Here is a 22,612-nt window from a genome sequence, read left to right on the forward strand (position 1 = left end):
CGAGAATTGAAGGAGCCCATCGATGGTCTCACGCGTTATTCCGGTAAACCCGTTCGATCTGGTGCTGTTTGGTGCAACCGGTGATCTGGCGCAGCGCAAGATCCTGCCAGGTCTTTATCATCGTTTCGAAGTGGGGCAGATGCCCGAAGATGCCTGCATCATCGGAACGGCGCGGTCTGATATGGACAGTGATGCATTTCGCGACCAGATCCGCGCCTCGATGAAGGAATTCGCGCCGCAATTCAAAAAGGATGTGCTGGATCGTTTTCTTAAACGGGTCTCGTATGTCTCAGTGGATGTCATTGGGGATAAGGGCTGGTCCGAGCTTGCCAAATCTCTGCGGCCCGATGTGGTGCGGGCTTTCTACCTGTCGGTGGGGCCTAATCTTTTCTCGAACATCGCACAGCGGCTGGATGAAAACGGGCTGGCGACGCCTGACAGCCGCATCGTGGTCGAAAAGCCATTTGGTCACGATCTGGCCTCGGCAAAATCTTTGAACGAGGGTCTGCGTGCCTGTTTCAAAGAGCACCAGATTTACCGCATCGACCATTATCTTGGCAAAGAAACGGTGCAGAACCTGATGGCCCTGCGCTTTGCCAACTCTCTTTTCGAGCCTCTGTGGAATTCCAACCACATCGATCATGTTCAGATCACCGTGGCTGAAACCGTAGGGGTTGAGGGGCGCGGCGCATACTACGACCAATCCGGTGCCATGCGGGACATGATCCAAAACCACCTTGTCCAGCTTCTGTGCATGACAGCGATGGAGCCGCCTTCCAAATTCGCGCCGAACGCGGTGCGTGATGAAAAGGTCAAGGTGATCGAAGCGCTGGAACCTGTTGAGCCAAAGGACATCGCGCGGGGTCAATACCGCGCTGAACATGGCGATGATGGCTATGTTGATCACGTCGGAAACCCGTCCAGCCGGACCGAAAGCTTTATTGCCCTCAAGGTGCATCTGGGTAACTGGCGTTGGGCCGGGGTTCCGTTTTATTTGCGCACCGGCAAACGGCTGAGGGCGCGAGAATCCGAGATAGCCGTGTATTTCCGCGATCCGCCGCACACGATTTTCCCAAACGTAGGCCCGCTGCAAGGCAATGTTCTGGCGATCCGCCTGCAACCCGACGAAGGTATCACCCTGCGCACCACCATCAAGGATCCCGGTCCCGGCGGGTTCCGCCTGTCCGATGTGGCGTTGGACATGAGCTTCGCCGATGCGCTGGGCGCCGACGCCCACGCACCGGACGCGTATGAGCGATTGGTGATGGATGTTATTCGCGGCGACCAGACCTTGTTTATGCGGGGGGATGAGGCCGAGGCCGCCTGGGCCTGGGTCGATCCCATCATTCAGGGCTGGGAAGAACGCGGCGAACGTCCTGCACGATATGATCAGGGTAGTTCGGGGCCCGAAGAAGCACTGATGCTGATGCATCGCGATGGACGCCGCTGGCGCCAAATCGGAGGTTAACATGACTCACACCGTCATCACCGACGTAACCCAACGGATCATAGACCGCAGCGCCGACTTGCGTGGCCCGTATCTGGAGCGCATGGAGCAGGCCCGGTCGAAAGGCCCCGCGCGCGCTCATCTGTCCTGCAGCGGTCAGGCCCACGCCTATGCAGGTGCAGGGCCGGATCAACAAACCATGGCAACTGGCACTGCGGGCAATCTGGGAATTGTGACGGCCTATAATGACATGCTCTCGGCCCACCAGCCGTTCGAGCGTTACCCCGAGCTGATCCGCCAGGCGATCCGCGCTGCGGGCGGTACTGCGCAGGTTGCCGGTGGCGTTCCCGCAATGTGTGACGGCGTAACGCAGGGCGAGGCGGGGATGGAACTGTCGCTGTTTTCCCGCGACGTGATCGCGTTGGCGACAGGCGTTGCGCTGAGCCACAACACGTTTGACGCCGCCGTGTTTCTTGGGGTGTGCGACAAGATCGTACCCGGTTTGGTGATTGGCGCGCAGGCGTTCGGCCATTTGCCTGCGGTTTTCCTGCCTGCGGGCCCCATGACCAGCGGTTTGCCCAACGACGAAAAAGCCAAGGTGCGCCAGAAATTTGCGGCCGGAGAGGTAGGTCGCGAGGCACTTATGGCCGCCGAAATGGCCGCCTATCACGGCCCCGGGACCTGCACCTTCTATGGCACTGCCAACACCAACCAAATGCTGATGGAATTTATGGGCCTGCACCTGCCGGGTTCAAGCTTCATCAACCCCAATACGCCGTTGCGCGATGCGCTGACCGAGGAAGGTGCCCGTCGCGCCTTGTCGCTCAGCGCGCTGGGGAACCACTATACGCCGGTATGTCAGATTCTGGACGAACGCGCCTTTGTAAACGGTATTGTCGGCTTGATGGCTACGGGTGGGTCGACGAACCTGCTGATCCACCTGATCGCGATGGCGCGCGCTGGCGGTATCGTGCTGGATTGGCAGGATTTTTCCGATATCTCTGCAATCGTGCCATTGGTTGCGCGTGTCTACCCCAATGGGTTGGCAGACGTGAATCATTTCCACGCAGCGGGTGGCTTGGGCTACAGCATCGGAACGCTGCTGGAAAACGGCCTTCTGCACCCCGATACGCTGACGGTGGCGGGGCAAGGGCTGCATAACTATACCAAAGAACCCAAGCTGAAAGACGGCGAACTGGTTTGGGAGGATGGCGCAGGCCGCAGCCTGAACGAAAAGATTGTCCGTTCGGCCAAAGACCCGTTCCAACCCACCGGTGGCCTGTCGCGCCTGACTGGCAATCTGGGCACTGGCGTCATGAAGGTCTCGGCCGTTGCTCCCGAACATCAGGTGGTCGAAGCGCCCGTGCGTGTTTTCCACGATCAGGAAGAGGTGAAGGCCGCCTTCAAGGACAAAGAATTCACCGGAGACGTCATTGTTGTCGTCCGCTTTCAGGGTCCCAAAGCGAACGGCATGCCGGAACTTCACTCACTGACGCCGATCCTGTCGATCCTTCAGGGCAGGGGGCAAAAAGTTGCGCTGGTGACGGATGGCCGCATGTCCGGAGCATCTGGCAAGGTGCCTGCCGCGATCCATGTCAGCCCCGAGGCGCTGGACGGTGGGGCCATCGCCTATCTGCAGGATGGTGACATGCTGCGTGTTGATGCGGTCAAGGGTGAGTTGGAAATCCTGACACAAGGCGTTCTGGACCGCGCCCCTGCCACGGCTGATCTTTCGGCCAACCAACATGGCACTGGCCGCGATCTGTTTGCCACCTTCCGCAATACCGTCGGTTCAGCCGACACCGGCGCCAGCATTTTCGGAGCTTAACCCATGTCCAAAACTCAACGTACCCGCGAAATCTGCGGTCTTGCCCCAATCGTTCCGGTTCTGGTTGTCGATGATGCCGCGCAGGCCCGCCCGTTGGCCGAAGCCTTGGTTGCTGGTGGTTTGCCCGCCCTCGAAGTCACATTGCGGACACCTGCGGCTTTGGATGCCATTCGCGCGATGGCGCAGGTCCCCGGCGGCGTTGTGGGTGCAGGCACGCTGGTCACGCCCGAAGATGTCCGTTCCGCGAAAGAGGCGGGCGCGCAGTTCGGAGTTTCACCCGGTGCAACGGATGCCCTGATTGCGGCCTGCGAAGCCGAGGGGCTGCCCCTTCTACCCGGCGCGGCCACGGCAAGCGAGGCAATGCGCCTGCTGGAAGAGGGCTATGACATGCTGAAATTCTTCCCGGCCGAGGCCTCGGGTGGTGCACCGGCCCTGAAAGCCATCGGCGCGCCGCTGCCGCAGATCACTTTCTGCCCCACAGGCGGCGTATCACCGGCAAACGCACGGGACTACCTGTCGCTTTCCAATGTCATCTGTGCTGGCGGAAGCTGGGTCGCACCCAAGCAGATGGTTGTGAACGGAGATTGGGCCGGGATCGAAACACTAGCACGTGAGGCTTCAAAGTTGATGGATTGACGCAGGATTTTGCTGCGATAGGGTGGCCACAATTCAGACAGGTTAACCCTCATGACACAGCAAAACTCTCTCGCACAGGGGCGTGAATATCTGGCGATTCCCGGCCCTTCTGTCATGCCTGACGCAGTATTGCAGGCGATGCACCGCCCGTCGCCCAACATCTATGACGGCGCGCTGGTCGAGATGATGCCCGATCTGACGCGCGATCTGAAACGCGTGGCGCGTACCGAACATCAAGTTGCGATCTACATTGCCAACGGTCACGGCACGTGGGAGGCTGCGCTGTCCAACGTCATCGCGCCGGGTGAAACGGTATTGGCACCGGCGTCTGGACGATTCACTCATGGCTGGGCCGAAATGGCCGAAGGGATCGGTGCCAAGGTTTCGCTGCTTGATTTTGGAATGTCCTCAACGTGGGATCTGTATCGCATTGCAGAGGCACTGCGCGCTGACACGACCCATCAGATCAAGGCGGTGCTGGCTGTGCATGTGGATACATCCAGCTCAATCCGAAACGATATCCCGGCATTACGGGCGGTGCTGGACGATTTGAACCACCCGGCATTGCTGATGGCGGACTGTATCGCTTCGCTGGGGTGTGACCGGTTCGAAATGGACGCGTGGGGCGTCGATGTCATGGTCACGGCGTCCCAGAAAGGTCTTATGACCCCGGCGGGTGTTGGCTTTGTCTTCTTCAATGAAAAAGCGCAGGCCAAACGGGCGGAAATGCCCCGTGTTACGCAATACTGGGACTGGCAGTCGCGCGCCAAACCCGAAATGTTTTACCAGTATTTCAACGGCACAGCCCCGACGCATCACCTATATGGCCTGCGCGCGGCGCTCGATTTGATTCACGCTGAAGGGATCGAGGCTATTTGGGCCCGCCATGCGCGCCTTGCCAAGGCAATCTGGACCGCATGTGAAATCTGGGCGCAAGATAACGCGCTGCAACTGAACGTTGCAGATCGGGCGCATCGTAGCCACGCTGTGACTGCGTTGCGGCTGACGGATGGGAGAGGAACACCACTGCGTCGCTTTACCGAAACCCAGTTGGGCCTGACCCTTGGAATAGGATTGGGGATGGAGGATCAGGATGGTTGCTTCCGCCTGGGCCATATGGGCCACGTGAACGCACAAATGGTGATGGCGATGCTTGGTGGTATGGAAACCGCCATGGCCGGGTTGGACATTCCGCGCGGCACTGGTGCCTTAGAGGCCGCCGCCACCGTTCTTGCTGACCAGATCCAGGGCTAGACCTGTCAGGTCGCGTTTTTCGCAGCCTCCAAAGCTTTCGGCAGTGCAGCGGCGAAGGCATCCAGATCCACCGCTTTTCCACAGCTCACGCGGATACAGCGGTTTTGCGGCGGGGTGAATGGCATGCGTACAAAGACACCCTGATCGACCAGAGACTCAAGAACTGCCTTGGCAAAAGCACCGTCCCGCCCACAATCAATTGCCACGAAATTGGTAGCCGACGGTAAAGGGTCCAGCCCGTTTTCGCGTGCTATCTGGGCAATCCGGTCTCGTGCGGCGCTGATCTGAGTCTGAACCTGCGACAGCCATGCAGCATCTTGTAGGGCTGCCAAAGCTCCTGCCTGCGCGGCCCGGTTCATGCCGAAATGGTTGCGCACCTTGTTGAAGGCTGCGATCAATCCCGGCGCGCCAATCGCATAACCAACCCGTGCACCAGCCATGCCGTAAACCTTGGAAAACGTACGCATCCGGATCACACGCGGATCATCCGGTGAAACCGGTGCTGCCGTGCCATCCGGCGCACATTCTACGTAGGCCTCGTCCAGCACTAATAGGCAGCCCTCGGGCAATGCCTCCATCGCCCTGACGATATCTGCGCCACTATGCCAACTGCCCATCGGGTTGTCGGGATTGGCGAGATAGACCAGCTTTGCGTCCACCTCCGCGGCTTTGTCAAACAGCGCCACAGGGTCTTCGTGGTCATTCAGATAAGAGACTTTGTGCAATACGCCGCCAAACCCGGCGACATGGTAGTTGAAGGTCGGGTACGCCCCGTCCGAGGTTACAACCACATCGCCCGGCCCGACGAGCAGCCGCACAAGATACCCCAGCAGGCCATCAATCCCTTCGCCAACGACGATATTTTCTGGTGAAACGCCGTGATGATCCGCCAGCGCATGTCGCAGATCGTGACTCTCGGGGTCGCCGTACATCCAGATACCCGTTGCCGCCATTGCCTCGATTGCACGGGGTGAGGGGCCAAAAACGCTCTCATTTGCGCCCAAACGTGCCACGAACGGCGCGCCACGTTGCCGCTCCTGCGTTTCGGGGCCGACAAAGGGCACGCTTGCGGGCAGCGACAGGGTAAGCGGAGTATAGCGTGGATTGGTCATTCGCTGAAATAACCGCATGGTCGCAGGACACGCAACCATGTGCTGCCCCGACGTTGTGGTGGAACTTGCCAATGCTTCCGGGCAAAGTTGGCGTAACCGGAGCTTGGAGGGCCGCATGACACGCGTATCCGTCGAATACAAAGATCACATCGCACATGTCACGTTGACCCGTGGCGACAAGATGAACGCGCTGGATGACGCGATGATCAAAGCCCTGCTGTCAGCAGGGCAAGAGGTTGAGGCCTCGGACGCTCGCGCCGTCATTTTATCCGGCGAAGGCAAGAGCTTCTGCGCTGGGCTTGATATGGCGAGCTTCGCAAAAATGGCTCATATGGACCCGACCGAATGGCTGATGGAACGTAGCCATAACGGCGCAAATGAGATGCAGGAACTTGCCCTGATCTGGCGCCGCATCCCAGTGCCGGTGATTTGCGCCATTCAGGGTGTGGCCTATGGCGGTGGTCTGCAAATTGCGTTGGGGGCAGATATCCGCATTGCCCACCCCGAGGCTAAGCTGGCGGTTATGGAGATGAAATGGGGCATCATCCCCGACATGGGAGGGATGGTGTTGCTGCCGCGATTGGTGCGCTCGGACGTGTTGCGCCTGTTGACCTACACTGCGCGTCCAATCGGGGCGCAGCAGGCGGCCGAGTGGGGATTGGTCACTAAACTCTCGGACGATCCGCTGACCGAGGCGCAGGCACTGGCCGAAGATATTGCTGGCAAAAGCCCATCAGCAATTCGTGCCGCGAAACGCCTGATTGAGGTGGCCGAGACCAGTTCGCGCGCAGACGTGCTTATGGCGGAGTCGGGTGAGCAGGTGGAGTTGATCGGCAAACCCGATCAGATGGAGGTTGTGATGGCGCAGATGCAGGGCCGAAAGCCTGAGTTTAAGTAGTGAGCGCAGGAAGCTACGCCGCGCACCACGGCGCTTGTATTTGTTGGATTTGGTGAGTGCAGCCTAAACCCCTCTGGCAGCATCAAGCTTTTCGCGATTCTACGCCTTCTCAGGAAGCACAGCAGCTTGCGCAATGATTCGATACCCGGCCGCGATGACCGGATCGCTGTAGGTTTCGTCGACACGGCAGGGCAGAAGTCTTTTCTGAATGCGTTGAAAACAATAGAAAACCCCCACCGCGGGGCTGCGCGGTGGGGGTGTTTCGCTGTGGAATGAAAGAAGGTCAGGCGATTTCGGCTAGACGGGCGAGGGCTTCGTTCAGCCTGGCCTCTTCCTCTTCGCGGGCGGCGAGATTGGCTTTGGCTTCCTCAACCACCTCCTCGGGGGCCGAGGCCACGAATTTAGGGTTGTTCAGCCGTCCGCGCAGGCCGCCCAACTCTTTGGCCAGCTTGCCCTTGGCTTTCTCCAGCCGCTCTTTTTCCGCGCCGATATCGATAATATCCGCCAGCGGCAGGCCGAAGGACGCACCGGGCGCGGCGATCGAGATAGTGCCTTTAGGCAGCTCATCCGCTTTGGTAAGGCTGTCGATCCGCGCCAGACGTTTGATCAGCGTCTCGTTCCGGTCCCATGCGGCTTGGCCGTTGGCGTCGATTTCTGTCACCAGCATCGGCACATAAAGCCCAGCCGGCACCCGCATCTGCGCCCGGGCCGAGCGGGTATTTTCGATCACCGAGATCACCCAGTTCATCTCACGATCCGCGTCAGCGTCGATCAGGTCGGCAGCGGCATAGGTGGGCCAATCGGCGTGAACGACCATTTTCGCGCGGTCGCCGGTCAACCCCCAGAGTTCCTCGGTGATGAAGGGCATGATCGGGTGCAGAAGGACCATGCACTGATCCAGAACCCAGCGCATGGTGGCGCGTGTCTCGGCCTGTGCTTCGGTGTCATCGCCTTGCAGCAGCGGTTTCGACAGTTCCACGTACCAGTCGCAGACCTTGCCCCAGACAAAGGCATAGAGCCCGTTGGCCGCGTCATTGAAGCGGTAGCTCTCCAGCGCCGCGTCGACCTCTTCCCGCACGCGGGCGGTTTCGCCCATGATCCAGCGGTTCACGGCGGCTTTGGGTTTCAAATCGGCCACATCCAGTTGCGGCACGGCGTCGGTGAAGACCTCGTTCATCTCGGCAAAGCGGACGGCGTTCCACAGTTTGGTGCCGAAGTTGCGATAGCCGGTGATGCGTTCCTTGGACAGTTTCAGCACGCCACCGATGGCTGCCATCGAAGCGTTGGTGAAGCGCAGCGCGTCGGCACCGAATTCGTCCACGATCTCCAGCGGGTCGATGACGTTTCCGGTGGTCTTTGACATCTTCTTGCCCTTCTCGTCGCGGACGAGCTGGTGCAGGTAGACGGTGTGGAACGGGATCTGATCAACCACGGCCAGTTGCATCATCATCATCCGGGCGACCCAGAAGAACAGGATGTCAAAGCCGGTGATCAGAACATCCGTGGGGAAATAGCGCTCCATCTCTTCGGTCTGCTCGGGCCAGCCCAGCGTACCGATGGGCCAGAGGCCGGAGGAGAACCATGTGTCAAGGACGTCGGGGTCGCGGGTTAGCTGAGCAAACTTGCCAGTTGCAACAAACTTTTCTCTCTTCTCATTGAAAAGAGGAAAACCCGCTTTGTTGCCAAATCTATATGCAGGTAGTCTGTCTGAGGGCTCGCGCTTTTCGTCCAAGCCATCAAAATAGAATCCAATGTCTACATCTGAACCGTAGTACTTTTGCGCTTGAAGATAGATTGAAGTCTCGGTCGGTCCTACGAACAGTTTACCGGCCGAAATGTTGCTTACAGTTCGACCTGTGCCTTCTGGACACGAAGCCAACTCCTCTTTAGTTGGCCCATACCAAACCGGAATCTGATGTCCCCACCACAACTGGCGCGAGATGCACCACGGCTCGATGTTTTCCAGCCAATGGTAATAGGTCTTCTCGCCCGACTCGGGGATGATCTTAACCGTGCCGTCCTTGACCGCATCCAGCGCGGGGCCGACGACCTTTTCGGCGTCGACGAACCACTGGTCGGTGAACATCGGCTCGATAACAACCTTCGAGCGGTCGCCAAAGGGCTGCATGATCGGTTTGCTCTCGACCAGCGGGACCAGTTTGTCCGCGCCTTCATGATCGGGCTTCAGAGCGGCTGAACCCAGACGCGAGTCATCCGCGCGGGTCATCACGGCCAGACCGTCCGCAGTGATTTCTTCTACCACCTTCGCGCGCGCCTCGAACCGATCGAGCCCGCGCAGGTGATCGGGGACCAGATTGATTGCGTCGATCTCGTTCTCGGTGAACGCACGGCCGCGTGCGTATTCCTGCGCTTTGCCGGCCTCTTCGGCATAGGGCGCACCATCGGCCCGCATCGCGCCTTTGGTGTCCATCAGGCGGTACATCGGAATGCCGCCGCGTTTAGCGACCATGTTGTCGTTGAAGTCATGCGCGCCGGTGATCTTCACCGCGCCCGAGCCGAAATCAGGATCGGGGTAGTCATCGGTGATGATTGGAATCTGACGGCGATGCTCTTTCGGTCCAACCGGGATTTCGCAGAGTTTCCCGACGATTGGCGCGTACCGCTCATCCGATGGGTGAACGGCCACCGCGCCGTCGCCCAGCATGGTTTCGGGTCGTGTGGTAGCGATCGAGATATAGTCGCGCTCTTCCTCGAGGATGACGTTTCCATCCTCGTCTTTCTCGACGTAGGTATAGGTCTCGCCGCCGGCCAGCGGGTATTTGAAGTGCCACATGTGGCCCGCGACTTCGATATTCTCGACTTCGAGGTCCGAAATCGCGGTTTCGAAATGCGGGTCCCAGTTGACCAGACGCTTGCCGCGATAGATCAGGCCCTTTTCGTACATATCGACGAAGACCTTGATCACCGCATCGTGGAAATTGGCCGAGTTCTCATGCCCCGTGCGCGGATCACCAGCGGCACCGGCCATGGTGAAAGCATTGCGGGACCAGTCACAAGAGGCACCCAGACGCTTTAGCTGTTCAATGATCGTGCCGCCGTATTCACCCTTCCATTCCCAGACTTTTTCTAGGAATTTTTTGCGACCCAACTCGGTTCGACCGGGCTGCTGGGTGGCGGCCAGCATCTTTTCGACCTGCATTTGCGTGGCAATTCCAGCGTGGTCCTGACCGGGTTGCCACAGCGTGTCAAAGCCGCGCATCCGGTGCCAGCGGATCAGGATATCTTGCAGGGTATTGTTGAACGCGTGACCCACATGTAAGGCGCCCGTCACGTTGGGCGGCGGGATCATGATGGTAAAGCTCTCGTCACGCGATTTGTTCGCGCCTGCCTTGAAGGCTCCGGCCTGTTCCCAGGCCTCGTAGATGCGGGCCTCGGCCTGGGCCGCGTTGAATGTCTTTTCCATCGCCATCGGGTGCGTCCTGCGTCATCAATCTTGGGTCAGCGCCTGCAATAACGAATGCTTAAAGGAAGGGGAAGGGTCTGCGGACCCTCTGGACATTGGACCGGTGGATCCTAATGTCGCCCCTACAGGCCGCCGCAGGAGCAACCCATGGAAAAATTCGGAAAAAGTCAGCCAGTGAAACGGACCGAGGATCAGCGGTTTCTTACCGGGCAAGGGCAATATATCGACGACTCGGTGCCCGCTGATACGCTTTATGCAGCCTTCTTTCGCAGTCCGGTCGCGCATGGACGTATCAAGGCGCTGGATATGGACGCAGCGCGTGAGGCGGACGGTGTGCGGCTGGTCATGGCGCTGGACGATTTGGCAGAGGCCGGGATTGATACTGTTCTCAGCGCGACGAGGTTGTCGAACCGCGATGGCTCGAAGGCGGCAGCACCGGAACGGCATATGTTGGCCAAAGATCGCGTGCGTTTTGTTGGCGAGCCGGTCGCCGTGGTGATCGCAGAAACACAAACGCAGGCCCGTGATGCGGCTGAACTGATCTGGATCGAAACCGAAGACCTGCCCGCCAAGCTTGATTTGGTTAGTGGTGGTGAACCGCTGCATGATGAAGCGCCCGACAACCGTGCGTTTGACTGGGGTTTGGGGGATGAGGCGGCGACCGAGACTGCCTTTCAGAGTGCAGCCCATACTGTCCGGCTGGATGTGGCCGACAACCGGGTAATTGTCACGTCTATTGAACCGCGCGGGTGTCAGGCGCATTGGGCTGGCGGACGGCTGCACTTTAGTTACGGCGGGCAGGGTGTCTGGGCCATGCGTGGACAATTGGCGCAGAAGCTGAAGCTGGAACCTGAAACCATCCGTGTCACGACCCCGGATGTTGGCGGCGGGTTTGGAATGAAAGCCATGCCTTACCCCGAGTATTTCTGTGTTGCCGCAGCCGCGATGAAACTGGGCCAGCCCGTTCATTGGATGTCCGACCGGTCCGAGGCGATGCTGTCAGACCATCACGGTCGTGATCTGACCTCTCTGGCAGAGCTGGCTTTTGACGCAGATCACAAGATCACCGCGTATCGCGTGCACAGCAAGGTCAATCTAGGGGCCTATAACAGCCATTTCGGGCAGGCGATCCAGACCAGCCTGTTCAGTAAAGTCCTGATGGGCGTCTACGACGTGCAGACAACTTTCCTGCGGGTCGAGGGCTTTTATACCAACACCACGCAGGTTGACGCGTATCGTGGGGCAGGGCGGCCCGAGGCGATATATGTGCTTGAACGGGTGATGGACCGCGCCGCGCGTGAGCTTGGCGTCGATCCGTGGGAGCTGCGCCGCAAGAATTTCATCCGGCCCGAGGCGTTCCCGTACAAAAGCGCAACCGGTGAAACCTATGACGTTGGCGATTTCAACATGGTTCTGGCAAGCGCGGGCGAGCAGACCAAAGGCTTCGCCGAACGCAAGGCCGCCGATGCGGCGCGCGGTCTGATCCGGGGGCAGGGTCTGTGTTACTATATCGAAAGTATTCTGGGTGATCCCTCCGAGAACGCAAAAGTGGAATTCTGCGAGGATGGAACCGTGAAGCTTTACGTCGGGACGCAGTCGAACGGGCAAGGGCATGAAACGGTTTATGCCCAATTCCTGTCGGATCAAACGGGCATTCCGATGGATCAGATCACTGTCGTTCAGGGGGACAGCGATCAGTTGCCCCAAGGCGGCGGAACCGGAGGGTCACGTTCGGTTACGGTTCAGAGCACAGCCACGCTGGCCACAGTTGACGTCATGATCGCCGCATTCACGCCTTATCTCGCCGATAAGATGGGGGTGGAGGAGGCCGAGGTGAGCTTTGATCACGAAACATTTCGCGCACCGGGTTCGAACCTGACACCGACATTGACTGAGGCGGCCGAGATGGCGCGCACCGATGGACGTACCGATCTGTTGAAGCATGAGGCACGCATTACCCTGGACGCGCGCAGCTATCCCAATGGCGCCCATGTTGCAGAAGTGGTTGTTGACCCTCAAACAGGTGAAACATGGGTTGACCGGTATACGGTGGTTGATGATTTCGGAAACCTTATCAACCCGATGCTGGCCAAAGGTCAGGTTCATGGCGGTGTTGCGCAGGGTATCGGTCAGGCGCTTAGCGAGCATGTGGTTCATGATGCGCAGGGGCAACTGCTCACGGCTTCGTTGATGGACTACGCCTTGCCTCGCGCCACCGAGATACCCATGATTAAGTTTACGTCGGCGCCGGTTCCGTCAACGTCCAACCCGATGGGGATGAAGGGATGTGGAGAGGCCGGCACCGTGGGTGCATTGGCCGCAGTGGCAAACGCGGTTCAGGATGCGCTGTGGGAACACGGGGTGCGGCAGGCAGATATGCCCTTCACACCCCTCAGAGTTTGGGAAATGCTGACGCATGAATCTGTCGCGGCTGAGTAGAAAGGTACTGGGATGGCTCGGACGGCCTCTGCGGTCCGAACACTCGGCCGAGGCGCTGCACCGCGAGCCTATTAGTCATGTCATTATCCTCGACGGCACAATGTCGACACTTGAGCCGGGTTTTGAAACCCATGCCGGCCAGACATTCCGCTTGTGTCAAGAGATGGGCAGCAAGGTCTCGGTTTTCTACGAGGCAGGGGTGCAGTGGGAAAGCTGGAAATCCTCGCTTGATGTGATGATGGGGCGCGGTGTCAACCGACAGATCCGTCGAGCTTACGGGTATCTTGCATCGCGCTACAAACCCGGCGACCGGGTGTTCTTTATCGGGTATTCACGCGGTGCTTATGGTGTGCGCAGCCTTGCGGGCGTGATTGACATGATCGGCTTGCTCAAGGCGGAACATGCAACCGAGCGCAACATCAAACAGGCGTATCGCCACTACGAATGCAATCCAGACGGAATGGCGGCGCAGGTTTTCCGCCAGCGGTTCTGCCACCCGGAGGTTGCTATCGAGATGATTGGGGTCTGGGATACGGTCAAGGCGCTCGGTCTGCGCCTGCCTCTGCTGTGGCGCTGGGCCGAGGACAAGCATGCATTCCACAATCACGAGCTTGGTCCCGCCGTCCGGCACGGGTACCACGCGATTGCGCTGGACGAAACGCGTGAGGTTTTTGAGCCGGTGCTTTGGAAATGCACGCCTGACTTCAAGGGTCACGTTGAACAGGTCTGGTTCCGGGGAACGCACGGCGATGTCGGCGGGCAATTGAACGGTTTTGAAGAGGCGCGCCAGCTTAGCAACATCTCACTTATCTGGATGTTAGAGAAGGCGGAGCGGCACGGGCTGCCGCTGCCTGAAGATTGGCGTCACAGGTTTCCCGCCTCGACTGCTGGACCGTCAGTTGGAACGTGGCGAGGTTGGGGTAAGATTTTTCTGCTGCGTAAACATCGCACAATAGGCCGCGACCGGTCCGAGCGGTTGCACGATTCGGTTTCGCCAGAGGAACTGCCGGGATGGGTTCCGATGCCGGATGTGCCTTCGCATCCGGCGCAATAGATAAAGCCAAAAGGTCTTGGTCCCAGCCCACCGAATGGAACGGAAACACTTGTCTTTAAGTGCGCTTCTCCCAAGACCTGTGGATCCCGGGCAACGATAGGCTTTTGTCCGAATGCGTCGGAATGACACTAAACATCACAGGAACTATCGATGAAGTGCTGGCCGATGTTTGGCCAGCGCCATGTAGCGATTCACGTGATCGAACCAATGTTTTTGTTTGCGGCTTTGACCTTCGGCGCCGGTATCACCGACGCCTGTCGCGGCGGGAGCTCATCGGTTGGAAGGCAACGCCCACATGGGCCTCGCAATAGGGTTTTCCGGGCTCAACGGGCAGTCCACAGAACCAGAAATCCTCGGTCGCGGGGTCGCCAACGGGCCATTTGCATGTCTTTTCCGTTAGTTCCATTAGCGTCAGCTTCTTGGCCTTTTTCTCGATCTCATTGACCTTGGCGAGCGCTTCGGGGCTGATTTCATTAGCCGAGGGCTGCGGCGGCAATGGCTGGCCAGCCGGGATGATCTGGCGGCGTGCGGGTACGGCGGGCTTCGCCTCAGCCGTTGGGGCAGGGGCAGGGCGGGCCGGTTCGGTTTTTGGCGCGGGCTTTGGTTTCACCTCGGCCCTTGGTGCAGGAGCCGGTTTTTCCTTTGGTTCCGACTTAGCCGGGGTCGCGCCTGTGGCGCGGTTCGACAGGCCCAGACGGTGAACCTTGCCGATCACGGCGTTGCGGGTCACGCCGCCCAGTTCCTTGGCGATCTGGCTGGCCGACTGGCCTTCGCCCCACATCTTTTTCAAAAGTTCTACGCGCTCGTCAGTCCAGGACATCATTTGCCTTTCAAAAGCGGAAAGCGGCCCCAGATTCGGACCGCCTTGGGAATTCGTATCAGCCCCCTATTTTAATCACTGCGCACCGAGTTACAAGCAGTCTTCGAATCAGGTTAAGGATCAAGGATGCAAATTTCCTTTGAGCAGCACGAGCGTCGTTTTGGAACGGTCAACTGGATGGGCCTGTACACGCTGGCCAAGCGCGAGACCCAGCGCTTTTTAGTGGTGTGGACGCAGACCCTGTTGGCACCTTTGGTGACTGCCGGGTTATTCCTGTTGATTTTCAATATCGCCATTGGCCCCAGCCGTGCTGACGTAATGGGCGTGCCGTTTCTGACTTTCCTGGCGCCCGGCATCATGATGATGACTGTGATCCAGAACGCGTTTGCCAACACGTCGTCTTCGATGGTGATCGCCAAAGTGCAGGGAAACATCGTCGACACGCTGATGCCGCCGCTTTCGCCATTGGAAATCCTGCTGGGTTATCTGGCCGGAGGCATCGCACGCGGTGTTCTGATCGCATGCGTTATCGCGCTTGCGCTTGCGCTGGTGCTGGGCCTGATGCCACAGAAACCATTGATTGCACTGGTGTTTGTTATCCTCGGAGGTGCCTTTATGGGCGCACTGGGTCTGTTTGCCGGGATTTTCGCAAATAAGTTCGATCAAATGGCGGCTATCACCAACTTTATCGTCACGCCGCTCGCTTTCTTGTCAGGCACGTTTTACTCGGTCGAAGCGCTGCCGCCTATTCTGAACCGCCTAAGCCATGTAAATCCGGTTTTCTACCTGATCGACGGATTACGTCATGGCATGATCGGAGTGTCCGACAGCGCTCCGGCGTTGGGGATTGCAGTGTGCAGTGGCGCGACCTTGGCTATTTGCGCCGTGACCTGGCATATGTTGCGCAAGGGATACCGGCTGAAGGCATAGGTCGGGCGCAGTTTTGGTCTGAGAGGGTTTAGGCCGAGAGCCTGAGGAACTCGCGGGTCACACGGTTCTGATACGCGCTTCGCGCCAGACAAGAATAAAGCCTCCGGTTAGAATGATGGCCGACCCAAGCTGGCTGATTGCGTCCGGGATGACGCCAAACACGGCAAAATCGTAGAGGGCTGCAAAAATCAGTGTGGCATAGCTGATTGGTGCCACGAAAGATGCATCCGCCCTTGCCATTCCATTGACAAAGCAAGCCTGTGCGCAGGCCATCAGCACGCCGATCCCCACCAGCGCGGCCCATTGTTGGGACGTTGGCATCTGGAACACAAAGCTGACCGCGATCGAGGCAATAGTCAGCCCCATCGCGTTGTTAATCAGCAGGATCTGTATCGGTCTCTCACGCCCGGACAGTTTTTTGATGAAAATCAACTCCATCCCGATCATCCCGGCTGCGGTCAGAGCTAAAAGGGCCGCGGGCTGGAAGCTGGCAGGCGTTGGTCGCAGCAGGATCAACGCTCCGGTCAGGGCCACGGCAGCGGCCAGCCAGCGCCACGGTCCTACGCCTTCTTTCAATAACGGGATTGCCAGAACCATGGCGAAGACAGGGTTCAGAAACGACAACGCGGTGGCATCCGCGATTGGAATGAACGCGACCGAGGCAAAGATCAGCGTGATTCCCGCCCAACCAAAGCTGGTCCGCCCAATATGCAACCCCCAATTCGGGCGACTCAAGCGTGGGCGCAATACACCCACTGCGCCGAGGATCACCAGAAACGCGAACAGAAACCGCCCATGGCTGATTTGCATCGGATGCAAAGCCGGACCCAGTGTGTCTGTCCCCAAGGCTTTGGCCAGCAACGTTGTGCCCGCGATAAAGGCGCTGGCGGAAACGATCAGCAGAGCTGCAAGCGGGGGATTATGTCGTGCCGGAGTCATGGCTCAGCGGTGCGTTACTGTGCCAGGAATGGCAAGCAGGAAATGCCGCGTATCACGTGAATCTTCCATGACGTGAATTTCAGGGTTTCCACAGGGCGCGTGCCCCGTTATACGACGTCATATGATCAAACGTGCAAATACCCTGCGACTCCGACGCCGACGCCTGACCGCGTAACCGGCCTGTTTGATCACTTGCGCGCTGTAAAACCGCGCAGACCCCACCAAATCTGTTGACGAACATGGGCCTCGTGTATCACTCACAAGGCTTAACTTATCTGAAAAGGATGATCCGATGATCCCGTCCGTTCTGCCGACCTATAACCGCGCGCCATTGACATTCGTAAAGGGTGAAGGCGCTTGGCTGACCGAGGCGGATGGCCGACGTTTTCTGGACTTAGGTGCCGGGATCGCGGTGAACGCGCTGGGCCATGCGCATCCGGCGCTGGTAAATGCGTTGACGGAACAGGCGCACGCGCTGTGGCACGTATCGAACTTGTATAATATCCCGCAGCAGCAAGCGCTGGCCGACAAGCTGGTCGAGCTTACCTTTGCCGACACTGTCTTTTTCACCAATTCAGGTACTGAGTCCTGCGAATTGGCGGTGAAGATGGCCCGCAAGTACTTTTATGATCAGCGGCAGCCCGAGCGGGTCGAGGTTATTGCCTTCGACGGCTCGTTTCATGGGCGGTCTTCGGCAGGTATCGCAGCAGCCGGGTCCGAGAAGATGACCAAGGGTTTTGGCCCGCTTCTGCCCGGTTTCGTGCATGTCGCGTTCGGCGATCTTGACGGCGTCACCAATGCCATCAACGAAAAGACCGCAGCGATCATGATCGAACCGGTTCAGGGCGAAGGCGGCATTCGCCCTGTGCCAGATGCCGAACTGAAAGCCTTGCGCCAGATTTGCGATGACAATGGGCTGCTGCTGATCCTTGACGAGGTACAATGCGGCATGGGCCGCACTGGCAAGCTGTTTGCGCATGAATGGGCCGGTATCACTCCGGACATTATGCTGGTCGCCAAGGGCATTGGCGGAGGTTTCCCGCTGGGCGCGGTGCTTGCGACCGAAAACGCCGCAAGCGGTATGACCGCTGGAACGCACGGGTCGACCTATGGTGGAAACCCTCTTGGCTGCGCCGTAGGCTGTGCGGTCCTGGATCAGGTCGCGACCCCTGCCTTTCTTGAAGGCGTAAACCGCAAGGCGGGATTGCTGCGCCAAAAGCTGGAAGGGCTGGTTGCCGATCATCCAGAGGTTTATGAAGAGGTTCGCGGTGTGGGTCTGATGCTGGGATTGAAGTGCAAGGCTCCTAATCTTGACGTGGTGAATGCAGGCTATGACAACGAAGTCATCACCGTTCCTGCGGCGGACAATGTGATCCGGCTGCTGCCGCCGTTGATACTGACCGAGGATGACATCGCACAGGCGATGATCCGCCTTGATAAAGCCGCCAAGCAGATCGAAGCCCAGCTTGCTGACGCCTGATTTTTTGATGTTCCGGGGCGTTGTCCCTGGGCAACCAATAGCCAGAAGTGAAACGAAATGAACCATTTCCTTGATATCCACAAAACGGACGCGGGCGATCTGCGCACGATGATCAACACGGCCGGAGAAATGAAAATGGCCCGCCATGGTCGCCCCAAGGCCGCACCGGATGATGATCAGCCGCTAAAAGGCCGCATGGTTGCGCTGATCTTTGAAAAGCCCTCGACCCGGACGCGCGTGTCCTTCGATGTGGGTGTACGTCAGATGGGTGGGCAGACCATGGTGCTGTCCGGCAAGGATATGCAACTGGGGCACGGTGAAACGATTGCAGATACGGCCCGCGTGATGTCGCGCTATGTCGACATGATCATGATCCGGACCTTTGACGAAACCATCCTGACGGAGATGGCGGAATACTCTGACGTTCCGGTCATCAACGGCCTGACGGATCGCACGCATCCGTGCCAGATCATGGCGGATGTTCTAACATTCGAAGAACATCGCGGGCCGATCAAAGGCAAGAAGGTGGTCTGGACCGGCGACGGGAACAATGTCTGCGCCTCATTCCTGCATGCGGCCGGTCAGTTCGGCTTTGACCTGACCTTCACAGGCCCGGCGCAGTTCGACCCCGAGGAAGAATTCATGGGATTTGCCCGTCAGAAAGGGTCAAAGATCGTGGTTGAGCGTGATCCGTTCAAGGCTGTTGAGGGCGCCGATCTTGTGGTCGCTGACACTTGGGTTTCGATGCACGATTCCCAATCTGCCAAGGAACGCCGCCATAACCTCCTGCGCCCCTATCAGGTCAATTCCGAGCTGATGTCACATGCCAAACCTGACGCATTATTCATGCACTGTCTGCCTGCACACCGCGAGGAAGAAGCCACATCAGAGGTCATGGACGGGCCGAACTCGGTGATCTTTGACGAGGCCGAAAACCGTTTGCACGCGCAAAAGGCGGTGATGCGCTGGTGTCTGGGTGTCTAACTGCGACGGCGGATATCCCACACGCGCAATCTGATCAGCGTTCGGGCGGCTGCCAAGACGGCCAAGGCGCACAAAGCTGTCTTGGTCATGATCTCCATCGTGCCTTCGATCAACATGGCATGTACAACGCTGCCGATGATGGTTACGGTGGCCAGCCCGGTGTGACTCAACCTCCAGACCCGAAACCGCAGGGCCAGACGTTGTCGGTATATTCCCAGCGTGGCGGCCGCAAATGCCGCCCACATTGCGACAACGCCCCAAGCGGAAAACGGTGTGGGAGAGACGAAGAGCAACGCGTCAACCACGTCTGGCGGGCTTGTAACCCAAAGCCCAGCCACATGGATCAAAATGGCGATGACCAATGTGACGCCGACCCATCGATGCCAGCGCCGACTGTCCAAGGGGGCCAACCCGGGTAGGTCTCGCCCTGCTAACAAGGGCTGCAGGACCAAAAGCCCCATGCTCAGCACTCCGGCAAAACCGGCCACGATGTAGATCGGATCGCGCCAAGCCAAAAGTGGGCTTAAGGCCGCCGCAACAAGCGGCACCGCCAAGACGGCGGTCACAACCGCCCAGATCACAAGAGTCCGGGTCACGAAGGTCAGGCAGGTTTCAGGACAAAATGCGCCGCAAGGTTATTGTCCTTGGAGCTGGCCATGATCGGGCGCAGGAATACGGTTTCGAAATCTCCGCTGTCATAGGCCAAGTGACCATGTGGCTGCCCAAAGGCGGGTACGATTTGCGGCATCTCAAGCCGGAATTCACCATTTGCATCAGTCAGGGTCGCGCCGTGGCTTTGCGGGTCACGTTCGTGACCTTCGGTGGTGTGCGCCCATATCTGGATGCGTTGGCCGGGCAGGGGGGCACCGTCACCCGCGCGGCGGACTGTGCCGGTCATCCAGAACCCACCTTCCCCAATCCGGTCAACGATTGGTGCGCCAGGGCGGTAGTTGTTGGATCCACCGCGCATGGATGGCGTCGGTGCCAACCCGGCTGCGCGCGCAGGCAGCAGCAGGCCCGTGCCGCCGGTGGCCAATACTGCCCCGCCCAAGGCCATCACAGAGCGACGGGAAAAATGTGGATGCGTCATATCGGAACCTCCTGAAGGGATTCATGCTTGGCAACAAAGATAGCACGGTTCAGAACAGTTCCGAGTTGATGCTCACGGTTCTGTGATTGCTCTCGTTCTGGCCGAATTTCTTTGACCTAGCGCGCAGGATGTTCGCAACAGGTGAGCATATACACACCCACATGCCAAACCTCCGCACTCCGATTGTGCGCCGCTGCGTCTGCCATTGCGAATGAAACGCTCTATACTCCGAAACACGCAAGCCATTTATCTGATCGCAGGAGTGACGTCATGAGTTGGAATCCGACCCACAGCCCCGAATGCCTGTCTGAAAATGCGGCGTTGGACACTTTGATCATTCCCCGCGCCCGTGATCTGGGCGGGTTCGAAGTGCGCCGGGCATTGCCTTCGGTCAAACGTCAGCTTGTCGGACCATTCATTTTCTTCGACCAGATGGGTCCTGCCGAATTCATTACCGACGGCGGGATCGACGTACGCCCGCATCCGCATATCGGACTTGGCACCGTGACCTATCTTTACCAAGGCGAGTTTGAGCACCGCGACAGTCTGGGCACGCATCAGATGATTTACCCCGGCGAGGTTAACTGGATGGTTGCCGGGCGCGGCGTGACTCATTCCGAGCGCACCAGCGTAGAAACCCGCAGCAAGAAACACAGCCTGTTCGGCATCCAGACCTGGATTGCGCTGCCCGAGGCGCATGAGGATATGGCACCCGATTTCGAACATCATAAACAGGCTGCGTTGCCACACATTCAAGACACCGGTGTCAGCGCCCGGCTGATCCTGGGGTCGGCCTATGGTGAATCCAGCCCGGTAACGATGCTGTCGGAAACCTTTTATCTGGACGTACAGCTTGACCCGGGCGCGTCCTTTCCCCTGCCAGACGATCACGAAGACCGCGGTGTTTATGTCACCCAGGGCTCGGTCGAAATTGCGGGTGATACATTTTACGAGGGAAGGATGATGGTGTTCCGCCCCGGTGATCCCCTTTCGGTGAAAGCCGGACCAGCGGGGGCGCGTCTGATGTTGCTGGGCGGCGCGACCATGAACGAAGATCGCTACATCTGGTGGAATTTCGTGTCATCCTCGAAAGAAAAGATCGAGGCGGCCACGCGCGAATGGAAAACTGCGGATTGGGCGAATGGCGCTTTTCATTTACCACCGGGCGATGATGAGGAATACATCCCGATTTCAAAAGAGCTGGAGCGGACCAGCCCGAGGTTGGCACGTTGACCATGCGTCAGGGGGGCTTGCCCCTGACCCCTTCGACAGCGATCCTTTTAGGTGCGGAGGGTTGCCATGAGGATTGTGATCGCGGGGGCAGGCAGCATAGGATGCTATTGCGGTGCTCTATTGTCGTATTCAGGGCACAGGGTCACGCTGTTAGGCCGTAGCCGCATTCTTGATCCCATCCGCGACAAGGGGCTGACGGTGACGGATTTCTCTGGCCTGTTGCGAAACGTGGCCGCCCAAGGCCTTACCCTGACCGAAGACGCCAGATGTCTTGGCGATGCAGACGTGGTTATCGTGACCGTCAAGGCAGGTGTGACGCCAGACATGGCCACATTGATTGCTCAACACACCCCGGTATCCACACCGGCTCTGTCCTGGCAAAACGGGATGGACACCGCGCGCTGTCTACGGTCGTTATTGCCAGACCATGATGTCCGCGCAGGTATGGTGCCGTTCAACGTTGTGCCCACTGAACCGGCTTGTTTTCACCGCGCCACCTCTGGTGAAATCGTCATCCAAAGCGGCCCCGGAGCGTTGGCTCGAAGGCTGGGCTGCACTGACCTGCCAATCGTGGAGAGCGACACGATTGACGCCGTCCAGTGGGGTAAGCTGCTGATAAACCTCAATAACGCGCTGAATGCGCTGTCGGGATTGACCTTGAAGAAGCAACTGCTGGACCGGAATTGGCGTCGGCTTATGGCAGATCAGATGTCCGAAGCTTTGACTGTTCTCAAGGCCGCGGGCCATCCTGTCGCGTCGACCACGCCGCTGCCGGCGTGGATGACGCCATACATCCTGCGCCTGCCGACGCCTGCCTTTTCCCGCATTGCGGCGCGCATGTTGACCATCGACCCAAGCGCACGCACCTCAATGTCATATGATTTATTGGCAGGCCGTCCGACCGAAATCGACAGCCTGCAAGGGGAAATCATGCGTCTGGGCCACCAATTTGGCGTCGCAACACCGATCTGTGCCAAGGTCAGCGCCCTGATCAAGCAGGCACCAGAAGCTGCGCTGTCACCGGACCAAATAGCACCCTAGGGG

General features: G+C 58.8%; 18 protein-coding genes. 12 read left to right on the forward strand and 6 right to left on the reverse strand.

The window, feature by feature from the left end:
* The first annotated feature begins 22 nt into the window (after window positions 1-22).
* From zwf to AC2FIT_RS11595, 4 genes are read left to right on the forward strand one after another with little or no spacing between them, the layout of a single operon-like run.
* Window positions 23-1,468 (forward strand): glucose-6-phosphate dehydrogenase, encoded by a 1,446-nt coding sequence (zwf, locus tag AC2FIT_RS11580; RefSeq protein ID WP_496829573.1) that lies wholly within the window; start codon window positions 23-25, stop codon window positions 1,466-1,468.
* A gap of 1 nt (window position 1,469) precedes the next feature.
* A complete protein-coding gene (gene edd / locus AC2FIT_RS11585; RefSeq protein ID WP_496829575.1) occupies window positions 1,470-3,275 on the forward strand; it encodes a phosphogluconate dehydratase in 1,806 nt (601 codons plus the stop codon).
* A 3-nt stretch (window positions 3,276-3,278) separates the two neighbouring features.
* The gene (locus AC2FIT_RS11590; protein WP_496829577.1) at window positions 3,279-3,911 is read left to right on the forward strand and encodes a bifunctional 4-hydroxy-2-oxoglutarate aldolase/2-dehydro-3-deoxy-phosphogluconate aldolase; all 633 of its coding nucleotides are present in this window, start codon (window positions 3,279-3,281) and stop codon (window positions 3,909-3,911) included.
* 51 nt (window positions 3,912-3,962) lie between these two features.
* Entirely contained in the window at window positions 3,963-5,165 is a 1,203-nt protein-coding gene (locus AC2FIT_RS11595) for a pyridoxal-phosphate-dependent aminotransferase family protein (protein WP_496829579.1), read from the forward strand.
* Window positions 5,166-5,170: 5 nt separating this feature from the next.
* Here AC2FIT_RS11595 and AC2FIT_RS11600 read toward each other — a convergent pair whose 3' ends face one another.
* The gene (locus AC2FIT_RS11600) at window positions 5,171-6,277 is read right to left on the reverse strand and encodes a pyridoxal phosphate-dependent aminotransferase (protein ID WP_496829581.1); all 1,107 of its coding nucleotides are present in this window, start codon (window positions 6,275-6,277) and stop codon (window positions 5,171-5,173) included.
* A 115-nt stretch (window positions 6,278-6,392) separates the two neighbouring features.
* Here AC2FIT_RS11600 and AC2FIT_RS11605 point away from each other — a divergent pair, with 115 nt between their 5' ends.
* A complete protein-coding gene (locus AC2FIT_RS11605; protein ID WP_496829583.1) occupies window positions 6,393-7,175 on the forward strand; it encodes a crotonase/enoyl-CoA hydratase family protein in 783 nt (260 codons plus the stop codon).
* Window positions 7,176-7,458: 283 nt separating this feature from the next.
* On the opposite strand, the gene AC2FIT_RS11610 is transcribed toward AC2FIT_RS11605, so the two are convergent.
* A complete protein-coding gene (locus tag AC2FIT_RS11610; protein ID WP_496829585.1) occupies window positions 7,459-10,605 on the reverse strand; it encodes a valine--tRNA ligase in 3,147 nt (1,048 codons plus the stop codon).
* Window positions 10,606-10,746: 141 nt separating this feature from the next.
* Here AC2FIT_RS11610 and AC2FIT_RS11615 point away from each other — a divergent pair, with 141 nt between their 5' ends.
* A complete protein-coding gene (locus AC2FIT_RS11615) occupies window positions 10,747-13,038 on the forward strand; it encodes a xanthine dehydrogenase family protein molybdopterin-binding subunit (protein WP_496829587.1) in 2,292 nt (763 codons plus the stop codon).
* The gene (locus AC2FIT_RS11620; RefSeq protein WP_224889534.1) at window positions 13,016-14,092 is read left to right on the forward strand and encodes a T6SS phospholipase effector Tle1-like catalytic domain-containing protein; all 1,077 of its coding nucleotides are present in this window, start codon (window positions 13,016-13,018) and stop codon (window positions 14,090-14,092) included. The genes AC2FIT_RS11615 and AC2FIT_RS11620 overlap by 23 nt, the downstream gene beginning before the upstream one ends.
* A 244-nt stretch (window positions 14,093-14,336) precedes the next feature.
* Here AC2FIT_RS11620 and AC2FIT_RS11625 read toward each other — a convergent pair whose 3' ends face one another.
* Window positions 14,337-14,912 carry a GcrA family cell cycle regulator gene (locus AC2FIT_RS11625; protein WP_496829680.1) on the reverse strand — a complete coding sequence of 192 codons (576 nt, stop codon included), beginning with the start codon at window positions 14,910-14,912 and terminating at the stop codon, window positions 14,337-14,339.
* A gap of 126 nt (window positions 14,913-15,038) precedes the next feature.
* Here AC2FIT_RS11625 and AC2FIT_RS11630 point away from each other — a divergent pair, with 126 nt between their 5' ends.
* A complete protein-coding gene (locus tag AC2FIT_RS11630; protein WP_496829589.1) occupies window positions 15,039-15,842 on the forward strand; it encodes an ABC transporter permease in 804 nt (267 codons plus the stop codon).
* Between the two features lie 57 nt (window positions 15,843-15,899).
* Here AC2FIT_RS11630 and AC2FIT_RS11635 read toward each other — a convergent pair whose 3' ends face one another.
* Window positions 15,900-16,781 carry a DMT family transporter gene (locus tag AC2FIT_RS11635; RefSeq protein ID WP_496829591.1) on the reverse strand — a complete coding sequence of 294 codons (882 nt, stop codon included), beginning with the start codon at window positions 16,779-16,781 and terminating at the stop codon, window positions 15,900-15,902.
* A 292-nt stretch (window positions 16,782-17,073) separates the two neighbouring features.
* Here AC2FIT_RS11635 and AC2FIT_RS11640 point away from each other — a divergent pair, with 292 nt between their 5' ends.
* Window positions 17,074-18,261, forward strand: a complete 1,188-nt coding sequence (locus AC2FIT_RS11640) for an aspartate aminotransferase family protein (protein WP_496829593.1) — start codon at window positions 17,074-17,076, stop codon at window positions 18,259-18,261.
* A 57-nt stretch (window positions 18,262-18,318) separates the two neighbouring features.
* Window positions 18,319-19,245, forward strand: coding sequence for an ornithine carbamoyltransferase (argF, locus tag AC2FIT_RS11645; RefSeq protein WP_068337529.1), 927 nt, complete (start codon window positions 18,319-18,321; stop codon window positions 19,243-19,245).
* Here the strand turns inward: argF and AC2FIT_RS11650 are convergent.
* Window positions 19,242-19,841 (reverse strand): ferric reductase-like transmembrane domain-containing protein, encoded by a 600-nt coding sequence (locus AC2FIT_RS11650; protein WP_496829595.1) that lies wholly within the window; start codon window positions 19,839-19,841, stop codon window positions 19,242-19,244. The genes argF and AC2FIT_RS11650 overlap by 4 nt on opposite strands.
* A 5-nt stretch (window positions 19,842-19,846) precedes the next feature.
* Window positions 19,847-20,302: a twin-arginine translocation pathway signal gene (locus tag AC2FIT_RS11655; protein ID WP_496829682.1), complete on the reverse strand. Its 456-nt coding sequence runs from the start codon at window positions 20,300-20,302 to the stop codon at window positions 19,847-19,849.
* A 303-nt stretch (window positions 20,303-20,605) separates the two neighbouring features.
* On the opposite strand from AC2FIT_RS11655, the gene AC2FIT_RS11660 reads away from it, so the two are divergent.
* A complete protein-coding gene (locus tag AC2FIT_RS11660; protein ID WP_496829597.1) occupies window positions 20,606-21,568 on the forward strand; it encodes a pirin family protein in 963 nt (320 codons plus the stop codon).
* A 66-nt stretch (window positions 21,569-21,634) separates the two neighbouring features.
* Window positions 21,635-22,609: a 2-dehydropantoate 2-reductase gene (locus tag AC2FIT_RS11665; RefSeq protein ID WP_496829599.1), complete on the forward strand. Its 975-nt coding sequence runs from the start codon at window positions 21,635-21,637 to the stop codon at window positions 22,607-22,609.
* Window positions 22,610-22,612 lie beyond the last annotated feature (3 nt).

Source organism: Ruegeria sp. YTSA135 (assembly GCF_059610165.1).

Coding starts and splice junctions, on each gene's coding strand:
- AC2FIT_RS11590 (WP_496829577.1), top strand. CDS start 3,279: ATGTCCAAAACTCAACGTACCCGCGAAATCTGCGGTCTTGCCCCAATC.
- AC2FIT_RS11635 (WP_496829591.1), bottom strand. CDS start 16,781: ATGACTCCGGCACGACATAATCCCCCGCTTGCAGCTCTGCTGATCGTT.
- AC2FIT_RS11660 (WP_496829597.1), top strand. CDS start 20,606: ATGAGTTGGAATCCGACCCACAGCCCCGAATGCCTGTCTGAAAATGCG.
- AC2FIT_RS11665 (WP_496829599.1), top strand. CDS start 21,635: ATGAGGATTGTGATCGCGGGGGCAGGCAGCATAGGATGCTATTGCGGT.
- AC2FIT_RS11640 (WP_496829593.1), top strand. CDS start 17,074: ATGATCCCGTCCGTTCTGCCGACCTATAACCGCGCGCCATTGACATTC.
- AC2FIT_RS11615 (WP_496829587.1), top strand. CDS start 10,747: ATGGAAAAATTCGGAAAAAGTCAGCCAGTGAAACGGACCGAGGATCAG.
- AC2FIT_RS11610 (WP_496829585.1), bottom strand. CDS start 10,605: ATGGCGATGGAAAAGACATTCAACGCGGCCCAGGCCGAGGCCCGCATC.
- argF (WP_068337529.1), top strand. CDS start 18,319: ATGAACCATTTCCTTGATATCCACAAAACGGACGCGGGCGATCTGCGC.
- AC2FIT_RS11655 (WP_496829682.1), bottom strand. CDS start 20,302: ATGGCCTTGGGCGGGGCAGTATTGGCCACCGGCGGCACGGGCCTGCTG.
- AC2FIT_RS11600 (WP_496829581.1), bottom strand. CDS start 6,277: ATGACCAATCCACGCTATACTCCGCTTACCCTGTCGCTGCCCGCAAGC.
- AC2FIT_RS11625 (WP_496829680.1), bottom strand. CDS start 14,912: ATGTCCTGGACTGACGAGCGCGTAGAACTTTTGAAAAAGATGTGGGGC.
- AC2FIT_RS11620 (WP_224889534.1), top strand. CDS start 13,016: ATGAATCTGTCGCGGCTGAGTAGAAAGGTACTGGGATGGCTCGGACGG.
- zwf (WP_496829573.1), top strand. CDS start 23: ATGGTCTCACGCGTTATTCCGGTAAACCCGTTCGATCTGGTGCTGTTT.
- AC2FIT_RS11605 (WP_496829583.1), top strand. CDS start 6,393: ATGACACGCGTATCCGTCGAATACAAAGATCACATCGCACATGTCACG.
- AC2FIT_RS11630 (WP_496829589.1), top strand. CDS start 15,039: ATGCAAATTTCCTTTGAGCAGCACGAGCGTCGTTTTGGAACGGTCAAC.
- AC2FIT_RS11595 (WP_496829579.1), top strand. CDS start 3,963: ATGACACAGCAAAACTCTCTCGCACAGGGGCGTGAATATCTGGCGATT.
- edd (WP_496829575.1), top strand. CDS start 1,470: ATGACTCACACCGTCATCACCGACGTAACCCAACGGATCATAGACCGC.